The sequence below is a fragment of the Gilliamella apicola genome, assembly GCF_003202655.1.
In the GTDB taxonomy this organism is placed as follows: domain Bacteria; phylum Pseudomonadota; class Gammaproteobacteria; order Enterobacterales; family Orbaceae; genus Gilliamella; species Gilliamella apicola_R.
The window spans coordinates 79,997-103,675 of record NZ_QGLR01000018.1 but is presented as its reverse complement, the minus strand read 5'-3'; the positions used below and the strand labels follow the sequence as shown (position 1 = coordinate 103,675).

The window sequence follows — 23,679 nt, the reverse complement described above, 5'->3', positions numbered from 1 at the left end:
ATAATAAATAATTCTGAAAAAGAATTTATATTAGATAATTATCAAATAGATGATTTTTTCAAACCAATAAGATCTAAGTAGGATGTAATTATACTTTTAATGAACAGTATCAAATTAATGCTTATTAATGATATAAACTCCAATAAGGGAACCATTGAGTCACATGCATTTAATTTTATCAAAAATATCACGTTTTTTAGGTAAAAAAAGATAAATATTTTACTATCGGTTTGCCGTTTAAAGTCATTGCTAATGGAAATACGTTAGAACTCTATTCTAGCTTTGATGAAGTAAAAATTGATAATAAAATTACTTCTGATGTATTAGCGCTATTTTCAAATAAAACATTTGTTTCAGAAATCTTTTTTGAGGAATTATATTATCAATCATATTTGTTAAAAATTTTAATAATTAATTTATTTACTTATGAAGACGATTATATTCGTTATGATTATGATCCTGTAAGAACGAATGGAAAGTTACATCCTTTAAATCACTATGATTTATTTTATTGTTCTATTGTTCTAATACAACCTTTAAATTGGGATTAAATAAATCATTAAATATAGAAAAAATGATAGATTGTTTATCTATAGAAACTGAATATCATTTTATTGAGTAAATAATTAATTATAATGTTTATATAAAAATTTAATTAATAACTAGATAAAAAGCATATTAAAAAAAGCTTTAATTTTAAATTACCTTCTTGGTAATCAAATAAATTAAACCTATCAATCACCACGTTTCCCCATCTGTTTTAAAAAAAGCTGTTGTTGTTTGAATAGTTCTAAGAGGGTAATTTCGTGATAATCAATTTGATATTGTTCGGTGATCTGTTGAATTATTTTGGTTAAATGTTGGTAATGGCGATGGCTAAAACCAGGAAAGATATGATGTGTTAAGTGTAAATTCAGTCCGCCTAACCAGTATTCCATCGTCGGCGATTTAAGACGCCAATTTAGAGTGGTATTAAATACATGTTGGATTGGTCCATGTGGCATCATTCCATTGTCAGGTGCTTGATAAAAGGTTGCTTTTGCCCAGTGAGTTCCTAAGATGAGGATAACAAAAATCAGTGAGGCAAAAAACTGACTTAAGCAGTAGGTGAGTAAAATAAACCAGATACTAAATTCTGAACAAATAACATAAGGTAGAACGATAGCTAAAATTATGTGTAGGAATTTGATAATTAAAAAGGCTGTCCAACCAATGATGCCGTTATAAGTAAATTTGTTTTTATCAAATTTCAGACCCAATCGATCCTGCCAATCGAAACACCAAATAATAGTAGGGAAGGTCATTCCAGCCACTAATGGCCAGTAGTATTGCTGATAACGCATAAACCAATGATGAACTTGAAAAGGTGTTTGCCTAAGTACACCATTATATTCAATATCAAGATCGTAATATTCTATATTGGTAAACGGGTGGTGTTGAATAACATGACGAATACGCCAGCATTCAGGATCAATGCCTAAAGGTATGGTTATAATGCGATTAAGCCAAACATTGGCTTTACTTGATTTAAAAAAAACATTATGTGATGCATCATGAACAACATTTATCGCTAATAATAAAGCAAGTGTAATAAATAGAAAATAACATAAAAAGAATACACATGCCGATTGCTGACAAAGTGCCATAAAGTAAAAGAGTAAGCATAAAGCAGAAAGTAAGCCTAATTTTATAAACATTCCCGTATCTGCATAACGATGTTCATTGGTGGAACATAAATAATTTTTAGCAGCGGCGTTTAATGCACTGCGTAATGATGCATCTTGTTCAGCGGTAAAATGTAGTATTGGTTGAGGCTGTCGCATTTTTTGCTTCTCTTTTATATGAAAAATCATAATTCCGGTTTTTGATCCATTTTACTAATAAATTTCAGTTGTGAAGTGAGCAGTTCAGGATAGCTTAATCGCCGATAAGGCAATTGATATCCTTTTGCAAACCGTTCAACAATCAACATTAAAGCCGAGTAATGATGGTGACTCCAAGCCGAAAACAAGTGATGAGTCAAATATAAATTAAGTCTACCTAATGATTCGTTCAATATCTTGGGGGAGGGATACCAATCACAACATGGAGTAAATTGTTGATGATACCCTCCACGTTCGATTTGATTATTCTTAGGCGCCGTATAGAAGGCCGGGTCAACCCAATGTGTGCCTAATAATAAACAGACAACAAATAAAGAGGAGAGCATTGGTGTTAGTAGATAAACTAATAGCACCAAATACCAACTTATTCCCACGCTCGCGAGGATATGCATGGGTACGATTAAAGCGATTGTGAAATGCAAAATTTTGCTTGCTAAAAATAATCCCCAACCTTTGATACCCGTTAACGTTTTGTTATCTGCTGCTAGTGATGTTTTTCCTAACTGATCATCAAATACCCAAGCAATATAAGGCAATGATAAGCCCGCAATGAACGGCCAGTAATAAGTTTGGTAACGCATATGAGGATACCATTTTTGGAAAGGGGTTTGGCGAAAGACGCCATTTTCTTCCATATCTAGATCATAGTTTTCCATATTAGGATAGATGTGATGATAATCGACATGCCTGACTCGCCAATAATGAGGATCAACGCCTAAAGGCAAAGTAACTAAACGCAAAGTAACTAAACGCCCAAAAATGCGGTTAGCTAATGGCATTCGAAAAAGCATGTTATGACAGGCATTATGTTGGGCATTAATATTAACTAGCATTGCTAGCATAACAAAACCAAAATAATAAAGCGCAAATAGCCATACGTTTACTTGTTGTAAACTTAACAAGTAGCACAAACCACAAAGCACTAACAGTAATAAATTTCTGCAAATTAACGTGCTATTGGCGTAACGGTGATCGCCTTTTGGGGTTAAATAAGCCTCGGCTTCACTCATCAGCCTTTGATGAAGGGCTGTCTCGGCATAATTAGAATAGTCTAGCTTGGGTAGTGGCTTAGTTGACATGATATTTCCCTTTCAGCCATATAATGAGTGTAATAGAACCATGTAAAGCTATCATTCCCATAAATAGTAACCAATATAAAGCTGACCATTGTAGGAAAATAATAAAAAATAGGGGAATAAACCAGCACAATATAAACCAACTGATGATTGCCCAATGTTTTCCTTCTGCAATACCCCCTAATGCGATACTGGCTAAAACTAAGCAACTAAATAATGAGTATTGGATGACATTGGGATCTTGATAACCGTAGCCATAATCATATACATAACAGATCGCTAGGCTGAATAGAAATAAACAACCACTGACCAATAAAATCGTTGGCAAACGATAAAAGCCTTGAGTAGGCGTAAATGGAATTTTCAATAAGCGCATAAAAGGTAACATACTGGCCCAAAAAGGGTTTTGCGAGATCAGACCTTGACTACCGTAGTTAATTGATTTGTCTTTGGGAGTGGTTTCAAAGGTACCAAAGAGCTTATCCCACATGATAAATGAACCAGAAAAGTTACTGTTAGCATAATACTGGTCTTTAAGATGATGAACTTTATGATGCGTTGGTGTTACTAAAATCCGTTCTAATATCCCTAATTTAGGCGTGATTGCATTATGATTAAAGAATTGGATAGAGTAATGGAAAATGGATACCGTAATAAAAATCGAGGTTGGAACGCCGGCGATAGCCAGTAATGCAAAAAATGGGATTGAGGTTAGTGATGAATACCAAGAGTTACGGATAGCTAACGATAAATTAAAGTGTTCACCTTGATGATGGACCATATGAATTGCCCATAACATGGGGATTTTATGGTGTAATCGATGTTCCCAATAAAAGCCAAAATCCCACGCGAGTATGGTAAATAGCCACGTTATTATAATTGGAACATGCACAAATAAATTGAAACTAAAATGTGTATACATGAAATGATAACAAACTAACTCAAGCCCGCGGAATAACCAGAGCATTAAAAGTCCAGAGTTGAGATTGAAAACAACATCAGACCAGTTAATTGTTACTTTTTTAATGAATTGTAAAATAAAAGCTTCAGCCATGATCATGATTAACATGATTATTAGGGGTAAAATTAATTCCATCATAATTATTATCACTATTCTAAAGATTGATTGACCAAACGACTAAATACAAAACGCACACACCACCCAACAGTGAGAGCTAGAACTACACCTCCGACAAAATCAATAAAGAGATGTCGCCGAAGTTGAATAATGGATAAGGCAATCATGATTCCCCATAATACTAATACAGTATTACGTACGGGATGATGCTTATCTAAAGTCCCCCAAATAGCCAGTAATGTTAGATCGATATGCAGTGAGGGAAAACAATTAACGGGTACATCAATATCAATCAGTTTGCTCAGCAACCAAGAACTGGCCGAAGTACCCTGATCGATCGGGAAAACCATAGTGGTAGGAAAAATAAGATAACACAATGCAGCTAAAAAACTACTGACCATAAAACAGATCGACATCCAACGTACATGCTTATAAGGTGCGACGTAAAAACAGATAGGTACGATCAGGAAAAACGAAAGATAAAACCAAACAGCATGAGGAGTAAATGTTATCCATTGGTCAATGAAAGAAACCTGCAGTAAATATGGTTCGCGCTGTAGTGTAGCGGCACTGTGGTAGCAGATTCCCACCATGCCCCAGCCAATGATTAAATAGGCTAAACGCTTGAAGAAGGGTTTCATTGGCTACCTCGTTGACGAATGATCCGCCGTCTTTTCTGGGCAAATTGTTTCGGTAACGTATCGACTGCCGTCAATGTCCATACTAATTCATCAACATTAGCACCTTGTTGTATAAAATGTGCCGTTAATGCCTGTTGGCATTGACTTAAATGTGCTGGTGAGCAGCAGCCGATTAACTCAACATGATGTTTTGTATGTTGAATTAAACGATAGTCACAAGTTAACGGTAAATGATTGGCTATTATTCGACTACAATAATCGGCAAAAATGGTTAATGGCTTTGCTTGTTGATCGGTCAAAAGTAACTGATCATCACACCGACCTTCAATATGTGTGATCGGCATTCCTTGCAGGCCACAAGGGCAAGGTGTTGACCGTCGTACCAAAATGTCATCTAACTGATAACGCACGATAGGCTGCGTTTCGCGAGTAAAATCAGTAATAATTGGTATAAAGCGATCTTCATCTATCCATTGTGGTTCAATATAGAGAAATTCTTCATTCAAATGAAGTGTACCCAATGGACAAGTGGCAGCCAGAAATCCTTCTGTCGCTTGATAGACTTCACCTACTTGCTGAAAGGCTTGTTTGATTAACGCTTTATCTTGTTCTTCTAGTACTTCAGCTGCGGATATAACTAAAATTGGATTCACTTTTAATTTGTTATCAAGTTTTTCTAAGGCAAGGGCTCGTAGTACTTGTGCTGGCGCTACAATAATCGTTGGATGATAGTCATTTAGCGATTCGAGTTGCTGTTGAAAATTATCATAAAGACCATAAAAGCGAAATGTTAGTCGATGGCTGTTTGTACTATGGTAAAGGTGATTATCCGCTCTTAAAAATAAGGCTACACGTTCCTTGGTTAGTAATCCGCGTGGCAACATTTTTGCTAATATGACACCTGCCCACATTTGTTGCTCTTTCGGACTCACAACAAAAAGACCTCGTTGCCCAGATGTGCCTGATGATAAGCCGACACTAAATTTCCCCATTTTGGCACTAAAGTCACGTTGTTGTTCACTTTGTTGAGCCAATGCTAATAAGGAATGGCAGGTAAGATGTTCGGTATTCATTTGATCGAAATTTTCCATCATTATTTTTTTATTCATTAATGGCCAGGTTTCGAATGGTTGTTGGATAAATTGGCTGAAATAGGGACTTCGAGTTAAAACGCGTTGTTTAAATTTTTGTAATTGTTTTAGTTGATAGGTTTGAAGTGTAGCGCGATTTTTAAATGTTAGATGTTTGGTGCGCCAATAATACCACAGTATTTTTAGTAACCTCATTCTTCCCCCTCATGGCTTAAATAAATGGTAACATCAGGATGATAAGAGAGTTGATGAAGCTGATTAAGGGTTAAATAATAAGCTTGAGAATCTGACATAATTAAATTAGCTAGTCGTGATGGTTTTTTTAGTTCTTTATAATTTGCTTTCACCCATGCTGCGTCACTTGCTAGTAACGTCCAACCATTATCGGTCAGAATGAATGCGCCAATATGACCGGCAGCATGTCCCGGTAAGGGGACTAAAATTACCTGTTTTTTGCTATTAGGTAAAATATAACCATATGTAAACGGTGATAATTCCGGTGCGAGCGTACAACTTTCAAACTGTTCAATGTAACTTACCCGTTGTTCAAAATCAGTAGGAATCAGGCTGGGCACAAAACCTTGTTTAAGAGCAAAAAAACCACGTAATGGTTTAACTGTTTGCCAGCCGAGTTGAGAACAAATAAATCGACTATGCGGAAAATCTCTTAATCCCGCAATATGATCACCATGGAAATGTGAGATAATAACGTGCTGTATACTAACCAGATCGATTCCCAATACATTAAATTGTTCTTTAAGCGATTCTCCCTGATTAAGGTAAACTGGGGTTGTTTTTTGATACAACTTAAATATGCCTTTTTGGGTATATTGTTTAAAATAATCTGCATAGCCGGTGTCCCAAAGCCAACGATAGCCATCTACCTCAATCAGCCAAGCTCGTGCAGGAAATTGACAGACATTAAACCCTGCTCCCCGCATTGCCATGCAGGCGATATGGGTACAATATCCAGCTTTAAAAGGTATAATTTTTGCCATCTTATACTAACCTTTGCTGCTTTAACCAATTTGCGGTCAGTTCAACACTTTCACTTAAGCTATACAGCGGTTGATAACCCAAACAGGCTATGGCTTTCTCCTGACTTAGGGTCATATCATAATATAACGTACCAACGCTATAACGTGTTAGAGTAGGCTCTTTATGTGTTAATGATGCGATACCTTCTAGTAAGGTCGCGACCCCATATAGAAGTTGATACGGCAGTGATCGAACTTTATAATCAAGCGCTAAATGTTCCCTTAATAATAAATTAAGTAAGTCAATAAGTTGGCTTGGTTGTTGGTTAGTAACATTAAAGACATCGCCTGAGCGAAGATGAGGATTATTCGATGCCGTAAATATGGCATAAACAACATTAAGCACAAATGTAAGATCAAGAAAAGCATGTCCGCCTTTCGGCAGATATAATGTACCGCCAGTACGTTTCAATAATGCTAGCATCCGAGGAATAATCACGCGATCATGAGGACCAAAAATTCCTCTAGGTCTTAATATTAAATAAATTGTATTAGGGTAATGCGCGACACATTCTTGTATACATTTTTCTGCTTGATATTTGGTGTTCGCGTAATGGTTAGCAAACTTTTTCGCAAGGTAGTCTTCCGTGATATTAAGGTGCGATTGAAAATCAAAATATATCGATGGTGTTGATATATGGATAAAACGCTTAATACCAAGTTTACCGGCAAACTGTGCTAAACGTGATGTGACTACGACATTCGCTTGATAAAACCAATCATATTTTCCCCAAGGGGAAGACAATGCGGCACAATGCCAAACCGTATCACAATCAACAAGCATTTGCTGGTAATCCGCATCTGTTGCGGTAATTAAATCTAATGCAGTAAATTTTGCACCAAGCGCGCTAAGTTGCTTTCCAACAGTTTGATTACGACCCGTGGCATGAACTTGATGACCTTGTGTAAGTAACCACTCTACAGCATTGCGACCTAAACCACTTGTTGCACCCGTCACTAAAATTCTCATGGTAATAGAATCATTCCCCCTAACGTTAACCCTGCTGCCGTACCGATTAACATAGCCGGTTTACCCGGATTAAAGCGCTGAGTTATTACGGCCTCATGTAATGCACTAGGAATTGAAGCCGATACTTGATTGCCTCGAAAACGGTAAATATCAATTAGACTTTCGTTAGAAATATTAAGTCGCTTACGCATGTGTTCTAATGATAAATGGCTAGCTTGATGAGGGATTACAGTCGCTATATCAGAAAGTGTTAAACCGGCTTGGTTTAATAATCGGGTTAAATAGGGCTCAATTAGCGATGATGCTAATTTAAACAGCGGTTTTCCTTGCATGTGGAATAAGAAATCATGCTCTTCGATACCGGTTTTTATATTTCGACGAGAACCGCCTCCGCGAATTTCACACAAATCAATACCATTAGTATGGGTTTCTAATAAGCATGAAAGGATGCCACTCTTTCCATCACCTTGTTCAACAATTGCACAAGCTGCACCATCACCAAAAATTAAAGAAGATTCCTCATCTTGCCAATCTAAACCACGTGATGCTAAATCGGCAGAGACAATCGCTATACGTTTATAAATACCGGTATTTAATAAACCTGCTGCTACTTGTAACGCACTGATAAAGCTCACACAGCTAGCATTAACATCAAAGCAAGTAATCGTTTGGGGTAATGAGCTTGCTTTTAGAATATGCGCAGCAGTGTAAGGAAGCGCTTGAACAGGAAGAGCACATGCAGATATTAATAAATCAATAGATTCTCCGTCAATATTACAACGGGTAAGAGCATCACTAATAGCGTTTGCAGCTAAATCGGCTTGTTGTAATTGCGTATCGGCATGATAACGGTAAAGTATGCCTGAACGTTTAAGTGAATAACCATTTGGTTTATTTGTTTTTTTATCTAAATCTACCGCCTCTATTTTATCTGGCGGTAAAGCAATGCCAGTCGAAATAATTTTTATAGGTACTGGCAATTTATTTCCTTTCAACACAATAGATACCCCGTAATCTATTTTGTAATAATAATTATAACTTAATGTTGAGTACTAATATATCTTTGGTTGTTTAACTATTATAATAATTTTAAAATTAGCTTAATGTGATAAAGATAGATATGTTAATAACTTCTTAAGTTGGAAGGCATAAAGTTTTCTGTTGTTTTGTAATCAATAAATACTATTCAATCATTTCTAACTCTTCTGTGCTGCAAACAAGCTTTTCGTGTTATGGACTTGTAGCCATTGTGGCAGTTTTGATGCCACATAATAGTTTCCCAATGGCAATCAGAGTAAAACCATTATTTTCCAAATATTGATCTTAATGACTTTTTGTTGTAATTGTTTAACATCCATTAATATTCAAATTAAAGGTAATAAAGGAGAAAAATATTACCAATATCATATTATTTTTGTGAGCTATCTTACGAAATTTTGAGTTGTTGTGAAAAAAATATTAATCCTAAATGATAGCGATTAAATAATTGGCTATAGCCATTGAAAATACTGGCTTTAAAACCATTTTATGGATACACGCCATTATCGAACCAAATGTATTCGTGGTATCCGATTTTGCACTTGATATGGGGTAATCTCAGTTGACATCGGTTGACAAAGAAAATCCTTTGAAAGGTAACTTTGAAAAAGCTTTAGAAATAAAAAAACCTGCTAGAAGCAGGTCTTAAAATTTGGTGATTGGTGCCCGGACGCGGAATCGAACCACGGACACGGGGATTTTCAATCCCCTGCTCTACCGACTGAGCTATCCGGGCAACAATGGAGCTGTATTAAACACGATTAGCGATCATCCGTCAATCCCTTTTGTAAAAAAATTTGAAAAAAATATGCTGATTGGTTGAAATTTAACTAATTGTCACTATATTAGTGGCTAATTAGACTAATATCACTCTATTTTTAGAGGAATTTTTATATGCGAGTTTTTGGTTTTATTATACTTTTTATTTATGCTTATTTGGAACTGAGTCTGTTCATAAAAGTTGCAGATTCAATAGGTGTTTTTCTTGCTTTAATCGCCATTATTGCTAGTTCGGTTATTGGGCTGTATTTAATTACAAAGCAAGGTTTAAAAAACTTAAGTATTATGCAACAAAAAATTGCTAATCATCAAAGCCCTAAAGATGAAATCATTAAGAGTGTATCTTTACTCTTCTCAGGCTTTTTATTGCTGATTCCTGGGTTTTTAACGGATATTTTGGGAGCGATTTTATTAATTCCAGTTGTTCAAGAGTATATTGTTCGCTTTATTGTTGGCAAATTGCCTTTTAAAGTTCGTTCATTTTCTTCTAGCCGCAATGTACAAGTTAATGATGTTATTGAGGGGGAATTTGAGCGTAAAGATGACCAATAAATAATCAATTAAACTTTTTTTAATTTTATACGCTTGAAGAATCTAAAATAATCCCCATTTAATGTGGACTATATTATATAAATCATAATGGTATGATTTGTTCTTAATCATCATTTAAGTAAAAATTAGTGCTAGGAGATAACTAATGAAAATTCGTCCATTGCATGATCGTGTGATCATCAAACGCAAAGAAGTAGAATCAAAATCAGCTGGTGGTATTGTTTTAACTGGTTCAGCTGCTGGTAAATCAACACGTGGTGAAGTTTTAGCTGTTGGTAATGGTCGCATTTTAGAAAATGGTCAAGTTCAGCCACTAGATGTTAAAGTTGGTGATATTGTGATTTTTAATGAAGGATATGGCGTTAAGACAGAAAAAATCGATAACGAAGAAGTGCTTATCCTATCAGAAACCGATATTTTAGCCATTGTTGAAGCATAACTGGCAGATAATTTAACTTATATACAGAATTTAGGAGAAATACGAAGATGGCAGCTAAAGATGTAAAATTTGGAAATGACGCTCGCGTTAAAATGCTTAAAGGCGTTAATGTATTAGCTGATGCAGTTAAAGTAACTTTAGGTCCAAAAGGACGTAATGTAGTTTTAGATAAATCATTTGGTGCGCCAACTATCACTAAAGATGGTGTGTCAGTTGCTCGTGAAATCGAATTAGAAGATAAATTCGAAAATATGGGTGCGCAAATGGTTAAAGAAGTAGCTTCAAAAGCAAACGATGCAGCTGGTGACGGTACCACTACTGCAACTGTACTTGCTCAAGCTATCGTTAACGAAGGTTTAAAAGCAGTTGCTGCGGGCATGAATCCTATGGATTTAAAACGTGGTATTGATAAAGCAGTTGTTGCAGCAGTTGAAGAGCTTAAAAAATTATCTTCACCATGTGCTGATTTTAAAGCGATTGCCCAAGTTGGTACTATTTCAGCAAACTCTGATGAAACTGTTGGTACTTTAATTGCTGAAGCAATGGAAAAAGTTGGTAAAGAAGGTGTTATCACTGTTGAAGATGGTACTGGTTTACAAGACGAATTAGATGTTGTTGAAGGTATGCAGTTTGACCGTGGTTATTTATCACCATATTTCATCAACAAACCAGAAACAGCAACGGTTGAATTAGATAGCCCATATATTTTATTAGCAGACAAAAAAATCTCTAATATCCGTGAGTTATTACCAGTATTAGAAGCAGTAGCTAAAGCAGGTAAATCTTTATTAATTATCGCTGAAGATGTTGAAGGCGAAGCATTAGCAACTTTAGTTGTGAATACTATGCGTGGTATTGTTAAAGTTGCTGCGGTTAAAGCACCTGGTTTTGGTGATCGTCGTAAAGCAATGTTACAAGATATTGCAATCTTAACTGCTGGTACTGTAATTTCTGAAGAAATTGGTTTAGAGCTTGAAAAAGCAACACTTGAAGATTTAGGTCAAGCTAAACGTGTGGTTATCAATAAAGATAACACAACTATCATCGACGGTGTTGGTGAAGAATCATTAATTAATGCACGTGTTGAACAAATTCGTAAACAAATCGAAGAATCAACTTCTGATTATGATAAAGAAAAACTTCAAGAACGTGTAGCTAAATTAGCTGGCGGTGTTGCAGTAATTAAAGTTGGTGCAGCAACTGAAGTTGAAATGAAAGAGAAAAAAGCACGTGTTGAAGATGCATTACATGCGACTCGCGCAGCAGTTGAAGAAGGTGTTGTTGCTGGTGGTGGTGTTGCGTTAGTTCGTGCTGCTTCTGCAATTTTAGACCTTAAAGGTGCAAACGAAGATCAAAACGTTGGTATTAAAGTTGCGCTTCGTGCGATGGAAGCGCCATTACGTCAAATCGTGACTAACTGCGGTGAAGAAGCTTCTGTTGTGGTTAATGCGGTTAAAGGCGGTAAAGATAACTATGGTTACAATGCCTCAACTGAAGAGTATGGTGATATGATTGCCATGGGTATTTTAGATCCAACTAAAGTAACTCGTAGTGCATTACAATATGCTGCATCAGTAGCAGGTCTTATGATCACCACTGAATGTATGGTTACTGATTTACCTAAAGATGATAAAGCTGATTTAGGTGCTGCTGGTGGTATGGGCGGCATGGGTGGAATGGGCGGAATGATGTAATTCCCCTATTTAGCTAATAAAAATAAAAAACCACTCCAATGTGAGTGGTTTTTTTATATCTAAAGCGATTATTAAAATATTAGTTTACAAATGTTGATAGAGCGTTATTGAACCAATAATAATCAGCACGATACCGCCAATAAATGAGGCTTGTTTGCCAATTAAACAGCCGAGTTTTTTCCCTAACAATAGTCCAAGTGTAACCATAATACAGGTTGCTAAGCCGATCATTGTCGATGCAAGATAAATATTGACACTGGCTAGGGCTAATCCGACACCAACTGCAAATGCATCGATACTGGTCGAAATTGCCGTAAGAATCAATAGTAAAAATGATTTTTTGGTTGAGGGAATAGTTTTTTGATCGTCATTTTCACTGTTTTCTTCTTTAAAACTGTGATAAATCATGTTAATACCTAACAATAACATCACAGCAAAAACAATCCAGTGATCCCATTTTTCAATATATTGAAGTGCAATATAACCAATTAACCAGCCTAATATGGGGGTAATGGCTTCAACAAAACCAAATAAGATCCCCACTTTTAATGCACCTAGAAATGGTGTCGATTTGAGTGAAACACCTCGACAAATCGCTACCGCAAATGCATCAGTAGACATGGCTAATGCTAATAATAAAATAGCCAAAAAACTCATGATATTTACTCTTGCTTCTAATGAATGATATTTCTTTTAATTTTATGATTTATTTTTTTGATATTAAAAATAGATAGTTAGCTATCTTTTTATCGCCTTTATTTTTATAAAGTTCTGCTGCTTTTATCACATTGCTTCGGCGGCTTGAATCATATGCAAAAAGTTGTTTGAACATAAGATCTGCGGTTTTCTTATCGCCATTTTGGATAGCACAATAACCATATTGCTCATAGGCATCAGCTTTCCAGCGATGGCGATCGAGCTCAAGGCTTTTATTAAATTGTTCTTTGGCCTCTTGATAGCGATTTCTGCCACATAAAAAGGAGCCGTAGTGAATATGAAATAGGCCATTACCTGGTTGCATTAAGGTGATACGTTGGTAAATCATTTCCGCTTCATTGTATTCACCAACATGTTGATCAAACATCGCCATTGCTAGCATCACCTGTGGATTTTTAGGTGAATATTGCGCGGCTAATTTTAGATTATAATGCGCAGCTTTAACGTTCTCTTCAGATTCGTTGGCCTTAGCTAAATAGCCTAACCCCAATCGCATTCTGGCTAATGCAGCAGCTTCCGGATCAAACTCTTCACGGGCGCTCGTCTGGCAACCTGCTAGCATGAGTATAACCAAACTACTTAATACTATTAATGCACCTTTCATCCACAACTCCTTTTCTCTTTTATGCTGTTTGTTGAATAAGGTTTTGCTTTTTATAAAGTGTTCGTTTAGTACGATCGACAACTTCACCCGCCAGTTGGCCACAAGCTGCATCAATATCATCACCACGTGTTTTACGAACAATTACCGTAAATCCATAGCCCATTAATGTTTTCATAAACCGATCAATTCGGGTATTTGAACATCGTGAATAAGGAGCACCAGGGAATGGATTCCATGGAATTAAATTGATTTTACTCGGCACATTTTTTAGAAACTTCGCCAGCTCATGGGCATGTTCAACACCATCATTGATTTGATTGAGTAACACATATTCGATAGTCACTTTGCCGTGATTAGCATTTGAAGTTGAAAGATAACGTAAAATTGAATCACGTAGCATCGCCATATTATATTTTTGGTTGATTGGCATGATTTCGCTGCGTATTTCATCATTTGGTGCATGAAGAGAAATAGCTAAAGCAACGTCAATCATTCCCGCCAGTTTGTCCAAAGCCGGGACAACGCCTGAGGTAGAGAGGGTAACGCGTCTTTTGGATAAACCATAACCAAAATCATCCAACATAATTTCCATTGCAGGGGCGACATTAGATAAGTTAAGTAAGGGCTCACCCATCCCCATCATAACCACATTAGTGATAGGTCTGTCGGCTAATTTGCCGGTGACACCAATGGCATTTGATGCACGCCAAACTTGGCCAATAATTTCCGAAACGGTTAAATTGCGATTAAAACCTTGTTGAGCAGTTGAACAGAATTTACATTCCAGTGCACAACCAACCTGTGATGAAACACACAATGTAGCACGGTCTCGCTCAGGAATATACACAGATTCAATCATCTGGTTATTACCAACATCTAATGCCCATTTAATCGTACCATCAGATGAACGCTGCTCGATGGCAATTTTAGGGGCTTTAATTTCCGCTAAGGTTTTTAGTTGTTCACGAAGTTTTTTGTTGATGTCGGTCATTAGATCAAAATCATCTATCCCAAAATGATAGATCCATTTCATCACCTGATCCGCTCTAAATGGTTTTTCTCCTAATGAAATAAAAAACTCTCTTAACTGTTGTCTAGTAAAGTTAAGCAAATTAATTTTTTCATTGGTTGGCGTTGTGGTATTTTGATTAGTTGTCACATCTGAACAATTGCCAGACGATTTTTGTGTAGCTGGTGTTAACATATGGCCTCGTTTTTACACATTATGGCTATTTCAATTTTTAGGGAAAGGATTATACTGTTTTTCAGCTTGTCTGGCTAATATAATCTTAATTACAGTGTCAATGATGAAAAAAATAATAAAATTAAAAACAATTATCAATTTTACCCAAACTTTAACTCTACTTTTATGTTCAACATTTACTATGGCACAATCTATTCCGCTAAATAAACTTACTGGGCAATTTAATGAAAAAAATGATAGCGATTTTATTGCTCTTGATTCAACAATATTACCGGTAAATAAAAAGGGCATGTATCTTCAAAAGGAGCCTGCCCAGCAGTTAATTAAAGCTTATAATGATTTTAAAAAATCTTATCCCGATATTCCGTTTATTGTGGTAAGTGCTACGCGTAATTACACTTATCAAAATGGTATCTGGCAACGTAAATGGGATGCCCTGGTACCTAAATTGGTAGAGCCACAAAAAATTGCCAAGGAAATTTTAAAATTATCTTCAATGCCCGGTACATCAAGACATCATTGGGGAACCGATATTGATATAACTAGTCTGTCATCGGAATATTTTCAAAAAGATAAACAGGGTATTATTTTGTATCAATGGCTACGTGAAAACTTACCAAAATATGGTTTTTGCCAACCATTTAATGACGGGCGAAATGGCGGGTATTTGCCCGAAGAATGGCACTGGTCATATAAACCAATTGCCAAACAATATTTAGTCCAATACAAGACGATACTCGAAACCAATCCACAAACGATTCTGCAAAATTTGAATTTTACTGGTTCTGATAAAATTACCCTAGAAAGCTTAGTAAAAGAGTATGTATTAACCGTTAATTCCGAGTGTTATTAGTGTTTTCGCCAATAAGGTAGTTTTATTGTCACCACTAAACCACCACCATCACGATTATTAGCTTGAATAGTACCGTTATGCATAATAACGGTCTTTCTGGCAATGGCTAAACCAAGGCCATAGCCTTTACCTAATTGTGCTGATTGAATACGGACAAAAGGCTCAAAAATACTCGATAATTTACTCGCATCGACACCCGGCCCACGGTCTTTAACTTCGATTTGCAAATATTTTCCTGCTTCTTTTAATGATACTTCAACCGTTTGGCCTGCTTTAGAGAAGCGGATAGCATTACGAATGATATTTTCAATCGCCCGGCGTATCTGTTCGGAATTACCTTTAACAATAGAGTGGCTGATAGATGATAAGTTAAATTCTACCTCTATCGATTGGTGATTGGCTTCATAGTTAGCATCATTAACCACCACACCAATTAACTCTTTTAAGTCAAAATATTCATCGGTTCGATTATTCATTTCAGCCCGTGAATAATTCAATATTTCCCCAATTAGTTGGTCTAACCGTTGCGATTCTAACTCGATTCTAGCTAATGAAGTATCGATATTTTGTTTATTTTGTTGCGCAAGGCCGATTGCCAGTTGTAAGCGTGCTAGAGGGGTTCTCAGTTCATGGGAAACATCATGAAGTAGCGCTTGACGATCAGATATTAAGATGTTGAGTTGCTCAACCATCATATCAAAATCTTTACCTAATTCACTCAGTTCATCACGACGAGGTTTTAACTTTTTAAATAACCGAACCGACAGATCGCCTTGCGAGACGCGGAAAAATCCTTCTCTTAGTAACTTCATCGGTCTGGTTAAGTTCCAAGCTAAAAATAGACTGAACACTAAGCCAACACAGATCCCCATTAGTACAATGGGTGTTGGCATGGTAAACAGGGTTTTTTTAGTGTTGTTGCTGTGATCGGTTTTATCATCTTTAAATGATACCGAGTAAAGCGTACCATCTGGTGCAACTGCCATTCTTTGGTAGATATAAGTGGTCGGTTCAAGTTCATCGGTAATGATATTGACTTGATCATTTTGCGGAGAGACCAATTTTATCGACAATAAAACCCGCTCACGTTCGGGTAAATGGGCGATAAAATTGAGCGTCTCATCTTCACCGGCAACATGTAATAATTGCGCAATCATATCCACTTTAGTTGGCATATGATTTAAGAATCGTTGATTTTTATTCTCAATATAATAAGAGAACGCAATCCAAGTTAATTGGAAGGTAAGATAAAAGATTATCCAAAATATAATCAGTATTTTCCAAAATAATCGACGATTCATATTAAATCAAACCTACAGGATGGTTAACGAATGCGGTAACCAACAGCTCTTATCGTTTCAATGGTTACATCATTTTGTGCCACTTGATGTAATTTTTGGCGGATATTGCTGATATGGACGTCGACGCTGCGATCATAAAGTTCACGTGCCCGACCAAGACCTATTTCAGATAATTCTTCTTTAGTCACCACTCGTTCACTATGTTTAACCAATAGAACTAACAAGTTAAATTCGGTAGAAGTTAAATCAATAGGTTGACCATTCCAAGTACATAGCCGTTGAGGGATATCTAAAGTTAAACCATTAAAATGATATTTTTTATCATCGACTAATTCGACTGAACGTTCATCAAAACGACGTAAAACGGCACGCAATCTCGCTAATAATTCACGAGGATAACAAGGTTTAGGAATGTAATCATCAGCGCCTAATTCTAACCCCAACACGCGATCAATATTATCACCTTTGGCAGTTAGCATAATAACTGGCATATTACATTGTTGACGAATGCTTTTAAGGACATCAATTCCATTAATATCAGGTAACATTACATCTAAAATTGCCGCACGATATTTACCTGATAGAGCTTCATCAATACCATCTTTACCTAAGTAAACACTTTTAATATTAAAACCTTCATTGGTTAAATATTCGCTAAGCATTTGTGATAATTCTACATCATCATCAATTAATAAAATATTTATCATATGTCGCCATTATTATTTAATTTTAGATAGTTTTATTATTGCAATAATAAAAAAAAAGTCAGGTGGATTTACTAAAATATTACATATTTTGCTCTATTCCTGATTAATTTATTTACTATGCAACCAAGTATAGAAATTTTAGATTTACGCTATTTTTACAGTGTGCATTTCAATCAAAAAACGATCAAATAAGGCGCTGTTAGTCGTAGTGTAATTTATTAATAAAATCAATGTTTGATTAATATTATTTATCTAACGTTTAATCTAATATGTGAACGGTACATTCAGTTTTCAAGTTAAATAGAATAAAATAGCTGTTCTATTAATTAACTGAAAGTTTCACTATTTATTGTTAGCTATATGGAGATAAAAAATGGAACAACAAGTAATGTGGCAACAATTAATTAAATTGGTGAAACATGAGGTTTTACCAGCTCTTGGTTGTACCGAACCTATCTCGCTTGCTTTAGCGGCGGCTATTGCCAGTAAATATCTTAATAAAAATAAGATTAATCGTATTGAGGCTTACGTTTCACCCAATCTTATGAAAAACGGCATGGGTGTTACTGTTCCTGGTACAGGTATGGTGGGATTACCTATTGCAGCGGCAATTGGCGCAATTGGTGGTGATGCTCAGGCTGGTCTTGAAGTCTTAAAAAACATCACGCCAAAACAAATTAACCAAGCTAAAACGCTTCTTAGTGAACACAAAGTTAATGTACAAATTGCGGATAACGATAAGGCGATTTATTCTGAAGCCAATGTTTATACCAGTAGCGATCATATCAGGGTCTGCATTGAAAATTCACACACTAATGTAATTTTGATCGAAAAAAATGGCGAAAATATTTTTAAAGCCGATAGCAAAATACAAGATGAGTCTAACAATGAATCGATCATAAACCATATGTCAGTCAAACAGATATATGATTTTGCAACTCAAGCTAATTTTGAAGATATCGAATTTATATTACACTCTGCAGAATTAAATGACGCATTATCTCAAGAGGGATTACGACGAGAGTATGGATTAAGTATAGCCGCTACATTACATCAACAAACAAAAACAGGATTGTTGGCTGACGATCTATTATCCAAAGTGATTATTCGCACCACTGCGGCATCAGATGCTCGAATGGGCGGTGCGACATTACCGGCAATGAGTAATTCAGGTTCAGGCAATCAGGGGATAACTGCGACTATGCCAGTGGTGGTGGTTGCTGATTATTTAGAGGCTACGCCTGAACAATTAGCAAGAGCACTGATTTTATCTCATACTATTGCCATTTATATACATAGTAAATTTCCTCCGTTATCGGCACTTTGTGCCGCAACCACCGCCGCAATGGGATCGGCAGCAGGTATGGCATGGTTGCTTGGTAAAGGTCAATATGAACCGGTGGATATGGCAATATGTAATATGATTGGTGATTTATCGGGAATAATCTGTGATGGAGCGTCGAATAGCTGTGCAATGAAAGTTTCAACATCAGTTTCATCAGGATTTAAAGCGGTATTGATGGCGGTAAATCGAATTCGAGTCACGGGTAATGAAGGTATTGTCTGTGATAGTGTTGAAACCACCATTAATAATCTAGGGGCGATTGTCAGTAATAGCATGAAAGCCACCGACACTCAGATAATAGATATCATGTCGCATAAAGCTTAATTTTACCCAAAGTGGTAAAATATTAAGCTTTTAACGCTGTTAATATAACCAATCAGTATTTTTTTTAAAAAATATGCTGGACAATATTATTTTTTATGCGTAATATTCCGTCCTGCTTCTATGGTGGCTATAGCTCAGTTGGTAGAGCCCTGGATTGTGATTCCAGTTGTCGTGGGTTCGAATCCCATTAGCCACCCCATTTTATATCGTATAGATGAAGCAACTCTAACGGCGAGTAGCGCAGCTTGGTAGCGCAACTGGTTTGGGACCAGTGGGTCGGAGGTTCGAATCCTCTCTCGCCGACCAATTTTAGATAAAAAAGCTTACTCATTGAGTAGGCTTTTTTATTATCTGCTTTTTGAGAGGATGAGAACCGACCAGAGGTTCGAGCCGAGCGCAGCGAGACAACGTTGCTTTAGCAACGACCCGCAGGGCGAGCATGAAATGCGAGTAATCCTCTCTCGCCGACCAATTTAATAGAAAAGCCTACTCATTTGAGTGGGCTTTTTTATTATTACTACTCTATATTTAATTCGATGCGATAAGAGGTCCGAGCCGAGTACCACGAGACAAACACCAATACCGCACAACCATCAACAGAAAGCGTCCCTAATATATCCAGAGAAACTAATATAAAATTGTGTCAATACGGTAATACGGCAAGATACACACTGTCTTCATACCAGTATACTGTTGCAGCGGTCATCGAAAAATGAGCATAATCAGAATGTGTTGGCTGAATTAATCTTGGGGCGCCTGTTGTGCCGGCTGATATAATAATCACATTGTGTAAAATTGTTTAATTTTGCCTGTGTTGAAGTAGCCATCACGTTGTCATTCCTTGTTTGTTGGGGGTAAGCTGCCATGAAAGCGATTGCTGTTGACGTTGCCACAATTGAGCGTAAAGACCATTTTGGCGAAGCAGGGTGTCATGATCCCCTTGTTCCAGCAAACATCCAGCGTGCATAACAAGTATTTTCTGCGCTTTTTGTATTGTGTTTAAACGATGAGCAACAACTACAACGGTACAATGTTGAGATAAGTTTTCTAATACTCGGTGTATTGCCACTTCGGTAGACGCATCAACACTGGCAGTCGCTTCATCCAATAAAATGATAGGAGCTTTTTTTAATAATGCTCTGGCAATTGACAGTCGTTGCCGTTCTCCGCCTGATAATGAGTAACCATTATCACCAAGAATTGTTTGATAACCATCCGGTAACTTTTGAATAAATTCATCAGCTTGAGCTAATTTAGCTGCCTGAATAACTTCCTCAGCAGTTGCGTTTTGATTACCTATCAAAATATTGTCAAATACTGATGCCGAAAACAAAACCACATCTTGAAATACCATGGCAATATTGCGATCTAAGATCTCACTAGCGATTATTTTAGTATCATATTCACCCCAAAGAATTTGACCAGAGTCTGGTGTCCACATTTGCGCAATCAGTTGCAACAGAGTGCTTTTTCCTGAACCGCTTGGGCCAACAATAGCCGTTATCGCATTAGCGTGAATGTGGCAGTCAATATTTTGTAAGGCCGGGCAGGATTGCTCTGGATAGGTAAAACTGAGCTGCTTTATAGTAATTTCATTGGAGCTAGGGATTATAGAGGCGTTCCCATCATTATATGTGGCCACCGATGTTTCACTCAGTAGTTTTTTGATACGTTCCATGGCGCGTGAGCTAAATCGAAGTTTTATTAACCCATCTCCAAGTGTTTGTAATTGCCGATAGACAATCAGTGAAAAAAAATTGAGTAGGATAAAGTGTTGAATATCTAAACGTTCCTGAAACAACAAATATCCGCCTGATACAAGTAATAGCAGAAAGCTAAACTCACTGACAAAACCAAATAGTGCGACTAACGCAGAGGGTTTAGTTTCTAATACTAGCTGCGCTTGATATTGTTGAAACAACGCATTAGAAAGACGCTTCCAAGCTGTACCAAACTGACCAAAACAGCGAATAACGTTGATGCCTTGTATATAATCATATAACTCTGCTTGTGCATTACTGGCAGTGTCCAACATTTTTTCATCATAACGACTGATGACACGCTGCGTTAATGACATAACCCAAAAGGAAAAAGGAATGGTTATAATGACTAGCAAAGCTAAAAAGAGATCAATCCAGCATAGCAGTGCCAATATTAATAACATCGTGAAAATGGTGCTGGTAAAGACAGCTAAAAAATGCGACCACAGCCATTCGATTAGCTCAAGATCGGATGTTAAACGAACGCTTAAATCCCCCGTTCTTTTTGCTGAAAACCAGCCTAATGGTAAAGCGTGTAAATGGTTAATAATTCGAATTCTAGCTTCAGCCATCATGGCATAAGTCCCACCAAAAACGTGGCTTAATGCCAAATTACTTAAATATATTCGCCCCAACAGGCAGGACAATAAACCGACCGCGCTTAATAGGATTATTGGTAACGAAATAGTTGTATTGAAAACGGACAAGATAAGTTGTGCAACAATGAAATAACTTACTGTCAATAAGCAACCATCAAGTGCTGCTAGAGATAATCCTTTGGTTAGCCGACGATCTTGATAACCAGCCAACTGATAACCGGCACGAATAAATTTAATCAGCATTTATTTTTCTCCATTCAACTCGATATCTTGCCAGAGTTGACAATAACAGGGACACTTCAGAAGAAGTTCATCATGGCGTCCCTGACCAACCACTTTTCCTTGATCGACAACGATTATTTGATCTGCATGGATAATCGTTTTAAGGCGATGGGCAATCATTAGCACACTTCGCCCATTGCAAAGATTGGCGATAGCCTGTTGAATAAGCCACTCGTTCTCACTATCTGCATAGGCTGTTGCTTCATCCAGAATTAAAAGAGGGGCATCTCTTAATAGTGCTCTGGCAATGGAAAGGCGTTGGCGTTCACCTCCCGATAAGCGGGTGCCATTTTCACCAATTGGGGTGTCATATCCTTGTGGTAGAGAGAGAATAAATTCATGAGCACAGGCTGCCTTTGTTGCAGCAATTACCTGATCAATATTGGCATCCGGTCGACCGAGTAATAAATTTTCCATAACCGTGCCATTAAAAAGATATACATTCTGAGATACCATGGATATCTGTTTAAACAACTCTTCTAAGGGCCAATGCTGGATATTGAGCCCACCCAAGGTGATTTCACCGCGATCACAGTCAAGTAATCGTGTTGCTAAACGGGCAATCGTTGTTTTCCCCGCGCCACTAGGCCCAACAATCGCGGTTAATCCATGTGGCAATGTATTAAAGGTTACCTCTTGAAGAGCTGGTTTTTGCTGATCGTAACGGTAAGAAACGCTAGAGAACGACAACACAAGGTTTCCCGTTGGTAAACTCGCTTTATCAATCTTTTGAGATACTGTCATCTGTGATACATTAACTATCTGGTTAAGACGATCTAACGACCCTTGCCGTTGGGCTTGTTCCGATAACGCAAATACAAGGCGTGAAAATGGTTGAACTATTACCGGAGCAACCAATAAACACAGTAACCAATCAACTGACGCTAAATCCCCATGAAAACAGCGCCAGGCTCCAATAGGCGCCACCAAGACTAAATTGCTTGAAAGTAAACAATTAAAACAATTCCAACCAAACATATTCTTTTTACAGTAGTTTTCTATCCAAGGTGCGACATTACGGATTGTCTGACTGAGTTGACGAAAAGAATCAGCTCTCAGTCCAAAACTTTTAATTACTGCAATGCCTCGGATATATTCACTTACTTTTTGGGCTATATTGAGCTGTAACTCTCCCCACTGACGCGCTTGTTCGGCACTGTGTCGCATAGATAACCATTGGCAGCAAAACGCGATTGGCAATAATAGAATAGCAACAAACGCCATCTGTACATCTATATAAAGTAACAATGATAATCCAACAATTGGCAGAGTAAGTGCTGAAGCAACATCGGGCAAAAAATGCGCCAGAAAAGCTTCTAATGCGGCGATATCATCATTAATTACTTTACGTAAATCACTTGCTGTATGAGAGCTAAAAAACGATAAGGGAGCTAATCCCAGTTTGTTGGTTAAATGCAACTTTAAATGATAAGCTAGCTTTAATGCGCCATGATGAGCACTAACATGGCTAATCACAATTAATCCCCAGCGAAGCAACATTGCGATGAATGCTGCTACTAGGCATGAATAGATAAGTTCAAGCGACACGGTGGCAATAGTCAGTTCTCTCACCATGATGTAAAGTATCCAAATGGGTACCAGCGTCATAATGGTTGAGATGATTGCTGTCAGTGTTGATATCCAAAAAGTCTTACCCATTAACTTTATTAATAGAATAAAACGCAATGGTTCAGAAATGTTCAT

Annotated in this window: 22 protein-coding genes, 3 tRNA genes and 1 other RNA gene; 9 read left to right on the top strand and 17 right to left on the bottom strand. The window is 37.0% G+C overall.

What is annotated here, in order from left to right; translation table 11 throughout:
- Positions 1 to 230: 230 nt before the first annotated feature.
- Complete coding sequence (locus DKK70_RS16885) at positions 231 to 551, top strand: hypothetical protein (protein WP_110434799.1); 321 nt, start codon at positions 231 to 233, stop codon at positions 549 to 551.
- 183 nt (positions 552 to 734) lie between these two features.
- On the opposite strand, the gene DKK70_RS15550 is transcribed toward DKK70_RS16885, so the two are convergent.
- The 9 genes from DKK70_RS15550 to DKK70_RS15510 form a co-directional block, all read right to left on the bottom strand.
- Positions 735 to 1,823, bottom strand: a complete 1,089-nt coding sequence (locus DKK70_RS15550) for a fatty acid desaturase family protein (protein ID WP_110434935.1) — start codon at positions 1,821 to 1,823, stop codon at positions 735 to 737.
- A gap of 26 nt (positions 1,824 to 1,849) precedes the next feature.
- Positions 1,850 to 2,962, bottom strand: coding sequence for a fatty acid desaturase family protein (locus DKK70_RS15545; protein WP_110434798.1), 1,113 nt, complete (start codon positions 2,960 to 2,962; stop codon positions 1,850 to 1,852).
- Positions 2,952 to 4,058, bottom strand: coding sequence for a sterol desaturase family protein (locus DKK70_RS15540; protein WP_110434797.1), 1,107 nt, complete (start codon positions 4,056 to 4,058; stop codon positions 2,952 to 2,954). The genes DKK70_RS15545 and DKK70_RS15540 overlap by 11 nt, the downstream gene beginning before the upstream one ends.
- A gap of 11 nt (positions 4,059 to 4,069) precedes the next feature.
- Positions 4,070 to 4,678: a phosphatase PAP2 family protein gene (locus DKK70_RS15535; protein ID WP_110434796.1), complete on the bottom strand. Its 609-nt coding sequence runs from the start codon at positions 4,676 to 4,678 to the stop codon at positions 4,070 to 4,072.
- A complete protein-coding gene (locus DKK70_RS15530) occupies positions 4,675 to 5,964 on the bottom strand; it encodes a F390 synthetase-related protein (protein WP_110434795.1) in 1,290 nt (429 codons plus the stop codon). Before DKK70_RS15530 ends, DKK70_RS15535 begins: the two co-directional genes overlap by 4 nt.
- Entirely contained in the window at positions 5,961 to 6,767 is an 807-nt protein-coding gene (locus tag DKK70_RS15525; RefSeq protein WP_110434794.1) for an MBL fold metallo-hydrolase, read from the bottom strand. The genes DKK70_RS15530 and DKK70_RS15525 overlap by 4 nt, the downstream gene beginning before the upstream one ends.
- Before the next feature lies 1 nt (position 6,768).
- Positions 6,769 to 7,776 carry an NAD-dependent epimerase/dehydratase family protein gene (locus tag DKK70_RS15520; RefSeq protein WP_110434793.1) on the bottom strand — a complete coding sequence of 336 codons (1,008 nt, stop codon included), beginning with the start codon at positions 7,774 to 7,776 and terminating at the stop codon, positions 6,769 to 6,771.
- The gene (locus DKK70_RS15515) at positions 7,773 to 8,774 is read right to left on the bottom strand and encodes a 3-oxoacyl-[acyl-carrier-protein] synthase III C-terminal domain-containing protein (protein ID WP_219999844.1); all 1,002 of its coding nucleotides are present in this window, start codon (positions 8,772 to 8,774) and stop codon (positions 7,773 to 7,775) included. Before DKK70_RS15515 ends, DKK70_RS15520 begins: the two co-directional genes overlap by 4 nt.
- A 700-nt stretch (positions 8,775 to 9,474) precedes the next feature.
- Positions 9,475 to 9,550 (bottom strand) — tRNA-Phe (locus DKK70_RS15510).
- Between the two features lie 158 nt (positions 9,551 to 9,708).
- Here DKK70_RS15510 and DKK70_RS15505 point away from each other — a divergent pair.
- From DKK70_RS15505 to groL, 3 genes are all read left to right on the top strand, one after another.
- Positions 9,709 to 10,146: an FxsA family protein gene (locus DKK70_RS15505; protein ID WP_110434791.1), complete on the top strand. Its 438-nt coding sequence runs from the start codon at positions 9,709 to 9,711 to the stop codon at positions 10,144 to 10,146.
- A gap of 145 nt (positions 10,147 to 10,291) precedes the next feature.
- Positions 10,292 to 10,585 carry a co-chaperone GroES gene (locus DKK70_RS15500; RefSeq protein ID WP_034884480.1) on the top strand — a complete coding sequence of 98 codons (294 nt, stop codon included), beginning with the start codon at positions 10,292 to 10,294 and terminating at the stop codon, positions 10,583 to 10,585.
- A gap of 47 nt (positions 10,586 to 10,632) precedes the next feature.
- Positions 10,633 to 12,279, top strand: coding sequence for a chaperonin GroEL (gene groL, locus DKK70_RS15495; RefSeq protein WP_110434790.1), 1,647 nt, complete (start codon positions 10,633 to 10,635; stop codon positions 12,277 to 12,279).
- Between the two features lie 84 nt (positions 12,280 to 12,363).
- On the opposite strand, the gene DKK70_RS15490 is transcribed toward groL, so the two are convergent.
- The 3 genes from DKK70_RS15490 to DKK70_RS15480 are packed head-to-tail and all read right to left on the bottom strand — an operon-like array spanning position 12,364 to position 14,804.
- Positions 12,364 to 12,936 carry a manganese efflux pump MntP gene (locus DKK70_RS15490; RefSeq protein WP_110434789.1) on the bottom strand — a complete coding sequence of 191 codons (573 nt, stop codon included), beginning with the start codon at positions 12,934 to 12,936 and terminating at the stop codon, positions 12,364 to 12,366.
- Positions 12,937 to 12,985: 49 nt separating this feature from the next.
- A complete protein-coding gene (locus tag DKK70_RS15485) occupies positions 12,986 to 13,600 on the bottom strand; it encodes a hypothetical protein (RefSeq protein WP_181416032.1) in 615 nt (204 codons plus the stop codon).
- 19 nt (positions 13,601 to 13,619) lie between these two features.
- Positions 13,620 to 14,804 carry a bifunctional tRNA (adenosine(37)-C2)-methyltransferase TrmG/ribosomal RNA large subunit methyltransferase RlmN gene (locus tag DKK70_RS15480; protein WP_110424529.1) on the bottom strand — a complete coding sequence of 395 codons (1,185 nt, stop codon included), beginning with the start codon at positions 14,802 to 14,804 and terminating at the stop codon, positions 13,620 to 13,622.
- Positions 14,805 to 14,904: 100 nt separating this feature from the next.
- On the opposite strand from DKK70_RS15480, the gene DKK70_RS15475 reads away from it, so the two are divergent.
- On the top strand, positions 14,905 to 15,657 hold the full coding sequence (locus DKK70_RS15475) for a M15 family metallopeptidase (protein WP_110434787.1): 753 nt from the start codon (positions 14,905 to 14,907) through the stop codon (positions 15,655 to 15,657).
- Here the strand turns inward: DKK70_RS15475 and DKK70_RS15470 are convergent.
- Together DKK70_RS15470 and DKK70_RS15465 are read right to left on the bottom strand one after the other, a co-directional pair.
- Entirely contained in the window at positions 15,654 to 16,958 is a 1,305-nt protein-coding gene (locus DKK70_RS15470; RefSeq protein ID WP_110434786.1) for an ATP-binding protein, read from the bottom strand. The genes DKK70_RS15475 and DKK70_RS15470 overlap by 4 nt on opposite strands.
- A gap of 23 nt (positions 16,959 to 16,981) precedes the next feature.
- Complete coding sequence (locus DKK70_RS15465) at positions 16,982 to 17,662, bottom strand: response regulator transcription factor (RefSeq protein ID WP_110424620.1); 681 nt, start codon at positions 17,660 to 17,662, stop codon at positions 16,982 to 16,984.
- Between the two features lie 376 nt (positions 17,663 to 18,038).
- Here DKK70_RS15465 and DKK70_RS15460 point away from each other — a divergent pair, with 376 nt between their 5' ends.
- The 4 genes from DKK70_RS15460 (at position 18,039) to DKK70_RS15445 (ending at position 19,805) form a co-directional block, all read left to right on the top strand.
- Positions 18,039 to 19,334: an L-cysteine desulfidase family protein gene (locus DKK70_RS15460; RefSeq protein WP_110434785.1), complete on the top strand. Its 1,296-nt coding sequence runs from the start codon at positions 18,039 to 18,041 to the stop codon at positions 19,332 to 19,334.
- A 123-nt stretch (positions 19,335 to 19,457) separates the two neighbouring features.
- Positions 19,458 to 19,533: transfer RNA gene (locus tag DKK70_RS15455), tRNA-His, on the top strand.
- A gap of 30 nt (positions 19,534 to 19,563) precedes the next feature.
- Positions 19,564 to 19,640, top strand: a tRNA-Pro gene (locus tag DKK70_RS15450).
- Positions 19,641 to 19,679: 39 nt separating this feature from the next.
- Positions 19,680 to 19,805, top strand: a non-coding RNA gene (locus DKK70_RS15445) — RtT sRNA.
- 172 nt (positions 19,806 to 19,977) lie between these two features.
- On the opposite strand, the gene DKK70_RS16880 is transcribed toward DKK70_RS15445, so the two are convergent.
- From DKK70_RS16880 to DKK70_RS15435, 3 genes are read right to left on the bottom strand one after another with little or no spacing between them, the layout of a single operon-like run.
- Complete coding sequence (locus DKK70_RS16880; RefSeq protein ID WP_181416031.1) at positions 19,978 to 20,118, bottom strand: hypothetical protein; 141 nt, start codon at positions 20,116 to 20,118, stop codon at positions 19,978 to 19,980.
- A 42-nt stretch (positions 20,119 to 20,160) separates the two neighbouring features.
- Entirely contained in the window at positions 20,161 to 21,936 is a 1,776-nt protein-coding gene (locus tag DKK70_RS15440; RefSeq protein ID WP_110434784.1) for an ABC transporter ATP-binding protein, read from the bottom strand.
- The gene (locus DKK70_RS15435) at positions 21,937 to 23,679 is read right to left on the bottom strand and encodes an ABC transporter ATP-binding protein (RefSeq protein ID WP_110434783.1); all 1,743 of its coding nucleotides are present in this window, start codon (positions 23,677 to 23,679) and stop codon (positions 21,937 to 21,939) included. It lies immediately after the preceding gene.

Excerpts from the sequence above, each read along its gene's own strand:
- DKK70_RS15550 (WP_110434935.1), bottom strand. The coding sequence starts at position 1,823 with ATGCGACAGCCTCAACCAATACTACATTTTACCGCTGAACAAGATGCA.
- DKK70_RS15545 (WP_110434798.1), bottom strand. The coding sequence starts at position 2,962 with ATGTCAACTAAGCCACTACCCAAGCTAGACTATTCTAATTATGCCGAG.
- DKK70_RS15540 (WP_110434797.1), bottom strand. The coding sequence starts at position 4,058 with ATGATGGAATTAATTTTACCCCTAATAATCATGTTAATCATGATCATG.
- DKK70_RS15535 (WP_110434796.1), bottom strand. The coding sequence starts at position 4,678 with ATGAAACCCTTCTTCAAGCGTTTAGCCTATTTAATCATTGGCTGGGGC.
- DKK70_RS15530 (WP_110434795.1), bottom strand. The coding sequence starts at position 5,964 with ATGAGGTTACTAAAAATACTGTGGTATTATTGGCGCACCAAACATCTA.
- DKK70_RS15525 (WP_110434794.1), bottom strand. The coding sequence starts at position 6,767 with ATGGCAAAAATTATACCTTTTAAAGCTGGATATTGTACCCATATCGCC.
- DKK70_RS15520 (WP_110434793.1), bottom strand. The coding sequence starts at position 7,776 with ATGAGAATTTTAGTGACGGGTGCAACAAGTGGTTTAGGTCGCAATGCT.
- DKK70_RS15505 (WP_110434791.1), top strand. The coding sequence starts at position 9,709 with ATGCGAGTTTTTGGTTTTATTATACTTTTTATTTATGCTTATTTGGAA.
- DKK70_RS15500 (WP_034884480.1), top strand. The coding sequence starts at position 10,292 with ATGAAAATTCGTCCATTGCATGATCGTGTGATCATCAAACGCAAAGAA.
- groL (WP_110434790.1), top strand. The coding sequence starts at position 10,633 with ATGGCAGCTAAAGATGTAAAATTTGGAAATGACGCTCGCGTTAAAATG.
- DKK70_RS15490 (WP_110434789.1), bottom strand. The coding sequence starts at position 12,936 with ATGAGTTTTTTGGCTATTTTATTATTAGCATTAGCCATGTCTACTGAT.
- DKK70_RS15485 (WP_181416032.1), bottom strand. The coding sequence starts at position 13,600 with ATGAAAGGTGCATTAATAGTATTAAGTAGTTTGGTTATACTCATGCTA.
- DKK70_RS15480 (WP_110424529.1), bottom strand. The coding sequence starts at position 14,804 with ATGTTAACACCAGCTACACAAAAATCGTCTGGCAATTGTTCAGATGTG.
- DKK70_RS15475 (WP_110434787.1), top strand. The coding sequence starts at position 14,905 with ATGATGAAAAAAATAATAAAATTAAAAACAATTATCAATTTTACCCAA.
- DKK70_RS15470 (WP_110434786.1), bottom strand. The coding sequence starts at position 16,958 with ATGAATCGTCGATTATTTTGGAAAATACTGATTATATTTTGGATAATC.
- DKK70_RS15460 (WP_110434785.1), top strand. The coding sequence starts at position 18,039 with ATGGAACAACAAGTAATGTGGCAACAATTAATTAAATTGGTGAAACAT.
- DKK70_RS15440 (WP_110434784.1), bottom strand. The coding sequence starts at position 21,936 with ATGCTGATTAAATTTATTCGTGCCGGTTATCAGTTGGCTGGTTATCAA.
- DKK70_RS15435 (WP_110434783.1), bottom strand. The coding sequence starts at position 23,679 with ATGAACATTTCTGAACCATTGCGTTTTATTCTATTAATAAAGTTAATG.